The sequence below is a fragment of the Roseateles sp. P5_E11 genome, assembly GCF_054049355.1.
The window spans coordinates 1-1,554 of the sequence record NZ_JBFUMO010000924.1 but is presented as its reverse complement, the minus strand read 5'-3'; the positions used below and the strand labels follow the sequence as shown (position 1 = coordinate 1,554).

At 68.2% G+C, this 1,554-nt stretch carries 2 protein-coding genes; both read left to right on the top strand.

The window, feature by feature from the left end; genetic code table 11:
* Positions 1-1,183: glycosyltransferase family 4 protein (locus ACXJKR_RS32130; protein WP_457326306.1), on the top strand; the 1,183-nt coding region annotated here is incomplete at its 5' end.
* Positions 1,180-1,554: methyltransferase domain-containing protein (locus ACXJKR_RS32125; protein WP_457326305.1), on the top strand; the 375-nt coding region annotated here is incomplete at its 3' end. The genes ACXJKR_RS32130 and ACXJKR_RS32125, both read left to right, overlap by 4 nt.

The following is a 1,554-nucleotide window of genomic DNA, read 5'->3' as shown; positions in this document are numbered from 1 at the left end:
CGGCATGGAGTTCCGACCCTACTACCTGGCCCGTGAATGGGTGAGGGCGGGTCACGAGGTCACCATCGTCGCGGCCAGCTACTCCCATGTGCGCGCCGTACAGCCCGAGGTGCCCGGCCAACCGGTCGAGGAGATCATCGATGGCATCCGCTACCGCTGGCTGCCGGTGCCCAGCTACCAGGGCAACGGCGTGGGCCGCTTGCGCAACATCCTGTCCTTCCTGCGCCAGTTGCGCGCCGACGCATGGCGGCTGACGCGCGAGTTCCGGCCTGATGCCGTGATCGCGTCGAGCACTTATCCCATGGATGTCTGGGTCGCCAGGAAGCTGGCACGACTGGCCAAGGCCAAGCTGGTCTACGAGGTGCACGATCTCTGGCCGCTGTCGCTGATCGAGCTGTCCGGCATGTCGCCGCGTCACCCTTTCGCGCTGATGTGCGGCAAGGCGGAAGTGGATGCGTATCGAGATGCCAATGTCGTCGTCTCCATGCTGCCCTGCGTGCACGAGCACATGGCTTCAAAGGGCCTGGATCTGAACAAGCTGCGCATCGTGCCCAATGGCTTTGCGCCAGAGGAATGGCAGGGTGAATCGGCGCCACTCGGTGTGACGCTGTCGGCGCATCTCGACGCGGAGCGCGCGGCCGGTCGCGTCATCGTCGGCTATGCCGGCTCCATGGGCCTGCCCAATGCGCTCGACGTGCTTCTGGATGCAGCCGCCAAGCTGCGCGATCGGCCGATCAGCTTCGTGCTGGTGGGCAGCGGGCACGAGGCGACACGCCTGGCCGGGCGCGCCGACGCCGAGGGGCTGAAGCAAGTGCGCTTTTTCGCTCCCATTCCCAAAGCCCAGATCCCGACGCTGCTGAGCCACTTCGACATCGCCTACATCGGCTGGCAGCGCACGCCCATCTACCGCTTCGGCATCGCGCCCAACAAACTCATCGACTACCTGATGGCCGGTCGTGCCGTGCTGCATTCGGTCGAGGCGGGCAACGACCCGGTCGCCGAGGCCGGCGCCGGATTGACGGTCGCGCCTGAAGACGCCGACGCCGTGGCCCAGGGCCTGCTGAAGCTGGCGGCGCTGACGCCCGAGCAGCGCGCCGAGATGGGTGAGCGAGGTCGTGCCTTCGCGATGGCGCATCACGCCTATCCGGTTCTCGCCGCCCGCTTCATCGAGGCCCTGTCGTGAGCGAGCTCGACCAGATCGCGCAGCGCTACGCCCGCCGCAAGGCCCGCGCAGAGGGTGGCGACCGCTACTGCCTGTTGCGGCCCGAGGTCTGGCGGACGTGGCAGGAGCGCCAGCGTGTGCTGCTGACCTTGCTTGCCCGACATCCCGGGCGCCCGGCCGACTGGCAAGCGACCGAAGTGGGCTGCGGTGCCGGTGGCAATCTGCTGGACCTGCTGCGCCTGGGGCTGCTGCCCGCGCACCTGACCGGCATCGAACTGCTGCCCGAGCGCCTGGCCGCCGCGCGCACTGCCCTACCCGAAAGCGTGCGCCTGCTCCCAGGCGATGCTTCAGAAGCCGACGTCGCACCGGCCAGCCAGGACCTGGTGCTGCAA